This window comes from Prescottella equi (assembly GCF_020171745.1).
Classification (GTDB): Bacteria; Actinomycetota; Actinomycetes; order Mycobacteriales; family Mycobacteriaceae; genus Prescottella; species Prescottella equi_A.
Genome location: NZ_JAIVAH010000022.1, coordinates 267691 through 275320, shown reverse-complemented (window position 1 = coordinate 275320; position 7630 = coordinate 267691). Strand labels below are relative to the sequence as shown.

The 7630-nt window shown below is 68.2% G+C and carries 7 protein-coding genes; all 7 read right to left on the bottom strand.

Annotated elements, in window-relative coordinates:
• Positions 1-63 precede the first annotated feature (63 nt).
• The 7 genes from LCL87_RS19325 to LCL87_RS19295 all read right to left on the bottom strand — a co-directional run bounded on the left by LCL87_RS19325 (position 64) and on the right by LCL87_RS19295 (position 7572).
• On the bottom strand, positions 64-786 hold the full coding sequence (locus LCL87_RS19325; protein WP_225022647.1) for a DUF4333 domain-containing protein: 723 nt from the start codon (positions 784-786) through the stop codon (positions 64-66).
• Positions 787-981: 195 nt separating this feature from the next.
• Positions 982-1245: a DUF1876 domain-containing protein gene (locus tag LCL87_RS19320; RefSeq protein WP_225022645.1), complete on the bottom strand. Its 264-nt coding sequence runs from the start codon at positions 1243-1245 to the stop codon at positions 982-984.
• Between the two features lie 118 nt (positions 1246-1363).
• Entirely contained in the window at positions 1364-4060 is a 2697-nt protein-coding gene (locus LCL87_RS19315; RefSeq protein WP_225022643.1) for a DEAD/DEAH box helicase, read from the bottom strand.
• Positions 4057-5010: a twin-arginine translocase subunit TatC gene (tatC, locus tag LCL87_RS19310; RefSeq protein WP_225022641.1), complete on the bottom strand. Its 954-nt coding sequence runs from the start codon at positions 5008-5010 to the stop codon at positions 4057-4059. The genes LCL87_RS19315 and tatC overlap by 4 nt, the downstream gene beginning before the upstream one ends.
• Positions 5011-5079: 69 nt before the next feature.
• Complete coding sequence (tatA, locus tag LCL87_RS19305) at positions 5080-5352, bottom strand: Sec-independent protein translocase subunit TatA (protein ID WP_225022639.1); 273 nt, start codon at positions 5350-5352, stop codon at positions 5080-5082.
• Positions 5353-5578: 226 nt separating this feature from the next.
• Positions 5579-6562: a helix-turn-helix transcriptional regulator gene (locus LCL87_RS19300; RefSeq protein WP_225022630.1), complete on the bottom strand. Its 984-nt coding sequence runs from the start codon at positions 6560-6562 to the stop codon at positions 5579-5581.
• Positions 6559-7572 carry a WYL domain-containing protein gene (locus tag LCL87_RS19295; RefSeq protein ID WP_225022628.1) on the bottom strand — a complete coding sequence of 338 codons (1014 nt, stop codon included), beginning with the start codon at positions 7570-7572 and terminating at the stop codon, positions 6559-6561. Before LCL87_RS19295 ends, LCL87_RS19300 begins: the two co-directional genes overlap by 4 nt.
• Positions 7573-7630 lie beyond the last annotated feature (58 nt).

Sequence of the window (7630 nt, the reverse complement as noted above, 5' to 3'; positions counted from 1 at the left end):
GTTCGGTCGCCCGCCTGCTCGCAGCGATGGCGACCGAACGCTCCTGAGTCCCGCCGTACGGGGTCAGCTGGGCCGGCTGACCTCGTACGTACCCGCGTCGTCGGTGAAGGTGACCTTCACCGACTTCGGCGAGCCGTCGACGGTCAGGGTGCACTCGAACGACGCACCCTTCTCGACCTTCTGGCCCGACGGGCAACTGACGCCGGTCACCGAACGCGCGCCGTAGGACTCGGTGACGATCTGCTCGACACCGCGCTGCGCCGCCTGCTGGTCGAGCGTCTTCCCGCCGAGCGCGGACGCCAGCAACCATCCGACCAGACCCACGACGACGACCGCCCCGACCCCGATCCCGACCCACAGCATCGTCTTCTTGCCACCCTGCTGCCGGTCCGGCTGCTGCGGTGCCCACTGGTTGCCCGGCTGGCCGAACTGCTGCGGGTATCCCGGAGGCATGCCCTGGTTCCCGGGACCCCACTGCTGCTGGCCGGGGGCGGGAGCGCCCCACTGCTGCTGGCCGGGATTCTGCTGCGGCCAGCCCTGCGGTGTCGGCCCCCACTGCTGGCCCGGCACGGGGTTCGGCGCGCCCTGGTGCGGCTGTCCCCAGGTCTGGCCCTGCTGCCACTGTCCCTGCTCGGGACCACGGTAGGCGCCGGCGCCGTGGACGTCGGCAGGGTACGCATAGTTGGGGAACTGCTCGGTGGGCCCCGGTGCGCCCGAGCCCTCGGCGGCACCGCGGTCAGGTGTCCAGCCCGTGGTCGATTCGTTCGGTCCGTGCGGGCCGCTCATGTCGTCTCCTCGTGTCCGGTCCGCGGCCATCTGTGCCGCACTGAAGGCCTCGCCAGCTCCGGAACTCGTTCCTCGATCCCCCGATCGAATCCCTCCCCAGGCGCGAGACGACTGCCACACTACGCATTACGGGGAACGACGCGGAACATTGCCCCACGCCGTCCGTGTCGAGCTGCCGAGCCCATCCAGCCCGGTTCACTGCGTCAGGTGCGCCTTCGCGTGGGTCACCGCCTCGATGTCCCCGACCGTGCTGTCGATCAATTGGTGCGCAAGATCGGCCAGGGCACGCGCGGTCGCCAACTCGTCGCCGATCGACGGCACGTTCCGATCGACCGGATTCCGTCGCGCCAGACCGACACCCACGATCGTGGACTCCACCATGTGCAGGCGGGCCGTCGATCGGGTCTGCGCCTCGTGCTCGTCGATGGCGATGTCCACCGACCAGTTCTTCCCGTCCATCGTCTTCTCCTCTCGCCGACACCGGCGCCACTCACGCGCACGCGCGAGATGCGCCCCTACGAACCAGTCAACGACGGACACCCGAGAAACACCAGTGCCCGAACGGACACGGACGCAGTCAGGCTGCGGAGATCGCGACGACTCCGCGGCGGATCGACCCGATCGCGCGCGCGGCCGCCTTGGCGACGGCAGGGTCCGGCGCTGTCGCGTGGACCTGGTCCAGAAGGTCGATCACCTGACGACACCACCGCACGAAGTCACCCGCAGCCAGTTCCTTGCCGCCCGAACCGGCGGCCACGAGGACGTCGACCAGCGGTTCGTCGTTGGCCCACCGGTAGATGGCAGAGACGAAGCCCGAATCCGGTTCGCGGGTGACCGGAAGCTTGTGCCGGATCTCGTCGGCCTGCAGCGAACCCCACACTCGCATGGTCTCGGCGAGTGCCTGCCGCAGCGGCACGGTCGGGCCACGATCGGGAGCTTCCGCATCCTGGCGGGACTCGTACACAACGGCGGACACGACACCGGCGAGCTCGGCGGGCGACAGCCCGTTCCAGGCACCGCGTCGCAGGCACTCGGCCACCAGCAGATCACTCTCGCTGTAGATCCGGGCGAGCCGCTGCCCCTCCTCCGTCGCCTTCGGTTCGGCGCCGCCTGCGATGAAGCCCCGCTCGGTGAGAAGCGCGACGATCCGGTCGAAGGTGCGGGCCAGCGAATTCGTGGTGGCGGCTGCCTTCTGCCGCATCGTGTCGGTCTCGCGTGCAAGGCGGTTGTACCGCTCACCGATCCGGCTCAGCTGCTCGCGGTCCGGCCGCGTGTGGCACGGATGATCCCGCAGTGCCTTTCGGAGCGCCACGACCTCGCCGTCCTCACGCCCGCCCTTGAGTCGTTTGGGCTTGCGGGGCGGGACGATGCCGGTGGATCGGAGCGCCGAGGCCAGATCTCGTCGCACCCGCGCGGTGCGGTGATCGACGTGCCGCGGCAGGCGCAGCTGTCCGAGGGAGCGCGCCGGCACCGGGAAGTCGGCGGCACTGACCCGGCCCGCCCACTTGTCCTCCGTGAGCACGAGGGGTCGCGGGTCGTTCGGGTTCTGATCGGGCTCGAGAACGACCGCGAGTCCCGAACGCTTGCCGACGGGGATCGCGACGACGTCGCCACGCCGGAGGCCGACCAACGATGACACCGACGCACCACGGCGATCGGCACGGCCCTGCCGCTCGAGCATGCGTTCGCGGCTGCGCAACTGTTCCCGGATCCGGAAGTACTCGAAGTACTCGCCGTCTGCCCCACCGAGCTTGTCCCGCAGTTCCGTGAGAGCGGCCTCGTTGCGTTCGATCCCCCGTGTCAGGCCCACCACGGACCTGTCGGCCTGGAACTGGGCGAAGGAACGCTCGAGCAGCGCACGGGACTCCACGGCGCCCATCCGGTCGACCAGATTGATCGACATGTTGTAGCCCGGCCGGAACGAACTGCGCAGCGGGAACGTGCGGGTCGATGCGAGGCCCGCGACGTCGGTGGGCTCGATGCCGGGCTGCCACAGCACGACAGCATGTCCCTCGACGTCGATGCCGCGCCGACCTGCCCGGCCCGTCAGCTGCGTGTACTCACCGGGGGTGAGCTCGGCGTGGGTGTCGCCGTTGTACTTGACGAGCCGCTCGAGCACGACGGACCGCGCGGGCATGTTGATGCCCAGCGCCAACGTCTCGGTGGCGAACACCGCTCGCACCAGGCCGTTGACGAACAACTCCTCGACGGTCTCCTTGAAGGCCGGCAGCATTCCCGCGTGATGGGCGGCGAAACCACGCTCGAGTGCTTCCCGCCAACCCCAGTAGCCGAGCACCTCGAGATCCGGGCGCGGCAGGTGCCGCGTGTGCTTGTCGACGATCTCGCGGATCCGCTCGGTCTGCTCCGGTGTCGTCAGGCGCAGCTTCGACCGGACGCACTGTGCGAGAGCGGCCTCGCAACCGGCGCGGCTGAAGATGAAGGTGATCGCCGGCAGCAGGCCTTCCTCGTCGAGGCGGGCGATCACCTCGGGCCGTGGCAGTGGACGGAAGTCGCTCGAGCGGTAGCCACCACGGCCACGCGGCTCCCACGAGTTCATCCGGTCGAGCGCGAGGCGCTGTTTGACGTGCCGAGCCAGGTCGGGGTCCACCACCACCTTGTGACTCGCGCCCGCGGCGGCCTTCGCGTCGAACAGATCGAACAGCCGACGCCCCACGAGGATGTGCTGCGACAGCGGAATCGGCCGGGTTTCGTCGACGACGATCGTCGTGTCGCCGCGGACGGTCTCCATCCAGGCGCCGAACTCCTCGGCGTTGCTCACGGTGGCGGACAGACTGACCAGCCGGACGTCCTCGGGAAGGTGCAGGATCACTTCCTCCCACACCGCGCCGCGGAACCGATCGGCGAGGTAGTGCACCTCGTCCATCACCACATGGGACAGACCACGCAGCGTCGGCGAATCCGCATAGAGCATGTTCCGCAGCACCTCGGTGGTCATGACCACCACGGGAGCGTCGGAGTTGATGCTCGTGTCACCGGTCAGCAGGCCCACCGCGTCGCTGCCGTAGCGCGCGGCGAGCTCGTTGAACTTCTGGTTGCTTAGCGCCTTGATCGGCGTCGTGTAGAAGCACTTGCGGCCCGACTCCAGCGCCAGGTGCACCGCGAACTCGCCGACGACCGTCTTGCCGGCACCCGTCGGCGCACACACCAGCACGCCGTGCCCCGCCTCCAGTGCGGCACACGCCTCGAGCTGGAACGGGTCGAGCGGGAAGCTCAGCTGGGAGGTGAAGGTGCCGAGTCGATCACTCGTGGTCACAGCGTGTCCGAGTAGTCCTGTGCGCCGGTCTTCGGAGCGGCGGACGCCTCGACCGGGGCGGTGCCGTCGATCGGCGACGGCGACGTGATCGACGAGGCGTCCTCGTCGTCCAGGTCTCCCCAGTTCTCGGTTTCGCGGCGCGCCTTCCGCTTGTCGTTGAGCCTGGCGATCTGCACGGCCATCTCGAACAGAACCGTCAGCGCCAGGGCGAGTGCCAGCATCGAGAACGGATCCTGGCCCGGCGTCGCGACCGCGGCGAATACGAACAGCGCCATGATCAGGCCGCGGCGCCACGCCTTGAGCTTGGCGTACGGCAGCACACCGACGACGTTGAGCGCGACGATGAGCAGCGGAATCTCGAAGCTGACGCCGAAGATGATCAGCAGATTGATCACGAAGCCGAAGTACTGGTTACCGCTCAGCGCGGTGATCTGGACGTTGTCGCCGATCGTCATCAGGAAGTGCAGCGCCTTGGCGACGATCACGTAGGCGAGGACCGCGCCGGCCATGAACAGCACCGAAGCGCCGATGACGAAACTGATCGCGTACTTGCGTTCCTTGGAGTACAGGCCGGGGGTGACGAAACGCCAGATCTGATAGAGCCAGACCGGGCACGCCAGGACGATGCCGGCAGTCATGGCGACCTTGAAGCGCAACATGAACTGGTCGAACGGACCGGTTGCCAGCAACCGGCACGCGCCGTCTGTGCTGAGATCCGCCCGACTCGACGAGGGCAGGGAACAGTACGGGCCCCGCAGGAGTTCGCCGAGGCTCTCGATCCCGAGAATGCGGGTCGAGTACCAGACGAAGCCGATGATCGTCGTCACGATGATCGCGGCGACCGCGATCAGCAGTCGTGTCCGAAGCTCGTACAGGTGATCGACGAGCGACATCGTGCCGTCTGGATTTGTCCTGCGCCTGCTGCGACGCGGGTCGAACGGAATTCGCACAGTGGGCCCTAGCCTTGATCAGCCGGACACCGGGGTGAGCTGCTCACCCCGGTGTGTGTGGTACGTGAACTAGGCCGACTTCGGCTCGGTGTGCGACTGCGGCGTCTCCACGACCGTCGCGTCGACCGGCGCCGACGGAAGCTGGCCGGTGGGTGCGGCGGGCGACTGCGGCGCGGCGTTCGGAGTCTGGTTGCCCTCGTTCTGCATCTCCTTGACCTCGCTCTTGAAGATGCGCAGCGAGCGTCCGAGTCCGCGAGCTGCATCGGGCAGCTTCTTCGAGCCGAACAGGATGATGACGACCAGCGCCACAATGGCCCAGTGCCAGGGGCTCATGGCTCCCATAATTACCTCCAGGTATCAGATGCCAACGATGCTACCGGACGTGTGTGCGTCGATCTTGCGGTAAATGTCCAGTTCACCGTGACGTAACAACCAACCGGAGCCACTGCTGCAGAACCGGCAATGCCGTTAACGAAGCAGCAACCCGAAATTACACTTTCCGACGCCTGCGCGGTGGCCGAACGGCCGATCGGACGACGCGGAAATACCGCCACCGGAGTGGCGGATGTCATGCGTCGAGAGCGTCGTACGCCTCCAGCGCCGCACGCGCGCGCTGCCGAACCGCCTCGACCAATTCCGGGGGCCCGACCACGCGCGCGCCCGACCCGAATCCCAGCACGAGGCGCGCCATCCATTCCTGCGAGCCGTACCGCATGGTCGCCTCGACAGATCTGTCCGGCAGCGTCCGCACGGGATCGAGCGGATAGTTCTCGAGAATCCATCCGTGGTCGGCCGAGACCTGCAGCACCGCCTGGGGCAGATCACCGTCCGGACTGAACAACTCGAGGTGCTCGTCGGTGCCGAGTGCCTGCGCGGGCGGCTCCGACGGGTCGTCCAACTCGACCGCGGCGTCGATCCGGTCGAACCGGAACAGACGCACGCCCTCGGCCTGCCGGCACCACGCCTGCAGGTACGTGTGGTCGTCCAGGAGCAGCGAGCGGATCGGATCGACTACGCGTTCGGTGAGCGCGTCCCGCGACGCGGAGTAGTACGTCAGGCGGAGCGCGCGGTCGTGCTGCAGCGCGTCGCGGACGGTCGCGGCCACCGGGTTCTCCCGAGCCGTCCGATCTCCGTTGTCCGCCGTGTCGTCGTCGGCGCCGGTGACCTCTCGTCGCGCCGCGCTGCCGGCGGCCGATTCGATCTTCGCGATGGCGCTCTGCGCCGCAGACGGATCGACCATCCCCGGCATCTCGGCCAGCGAGCGCAGTGCGATCAGCAGGACCGTCGCCTCGGTCGACGTCAGCCGCAACGGCCGATCGATGCCCGCGGAGAAGATCACCGACACGGTCTCGCCCTCGAAGGACAGGTCGATCAGATCGCCGGGGCCGTAGCCCGGCAACCCGCACACGAACAGCTGCTGCAGATCCTTCGTCAGATTCGAGACGCTCAGGCCGAGGTCCCGCGCTGCCTCCTCCTTGCTGATCCCCGGATTCGCGATGAAGTACGGAACCATGTTCAGCAGTCGCGCCAGCCGCGACAGTCCGGCTGTCATCGGACGTCTCCCCCTTCGTCGGTTGCCGGCGTCTCGCCCGCCGCGAACCGCAGCTTCTCCTTGACGTGCGCGCGCAGTGAGTCCGGCGCGAGGACCAGCGCGTCCAGACCGTGGCCGGCGATGAGCCGGGCCGTCCAGCCCCAGGACCGGACGGGGATGTCGAGCACCACCCCGGCACGGCCGCCGAGTTCGCGCTCCGCCCGCACGGTTCCGAGCCGGCGCAGTTCGTACGCGTGGCCGGCAGCCACCCACACCGTCGCGGTGCCGGTCGCCGAACCGGCGCCGGTGACGGCATCGACGATGCCGCGCAGATCCGCGTCGGCCGGCTTGTGGACCGCATTCGCCGGACCCACCGCAACGACCGGTTCACTGATCCTGGACAGCCGGAACGTGCGGGTCGCGTCACGGTCGACGTCGTGGCCCACGAGGTACCACCGACCGTGCAGGGTCACGACGCCCCAGGGCTCGACGGTCCGGTCGATGTACGGGTCGGTGGGCGCGCTCCGGTGCCGGAACGTGACCTTGCGGCCGGCATCGATCGCCTCGAGCAACTGCCGCAACGCCGATTCCGACCCGCGGGTTCGGGCGGGCACCGCGGCGACAGGAACGGAGTCGACATCCGCGTCGACCTGGACGCCCGCGGCTCGCAGCTTCATCATCGCGCTCTGGGACGTCGACATCAGTTCGGGTGAGCCCCACAGCCGGGCCGCAACCGCCACCGCCGCGGCCTCACCGCTGTCGAGGTCCACATCGGGCAGTTCGTAAGCCGTGCGGTTGATGCGATAGCCCTCGACTGTGGAGAAGCGGTTTGCCGGACCCGTCTCGAGCGGAATGCCGAGATCCCGGAGTTCGCTCTTGTCCCGTTCGAACATCCGGTTGAACGCCTCGTCGCTGGGCGACTCGTGGTACCCCACGACGCTTTCGCGAATCTTCTCGGCGGTCAGGAACTGTCGCGTCGACAACAGGCAGATGACGAGATTCATCAGCCGCTCGACTTTGGTGGTCGCCACTCGGAGAAGAGTAGCGGCCGCGAAGCCGACCGGGCGGTAACAAAACAGTCGTTTCGCC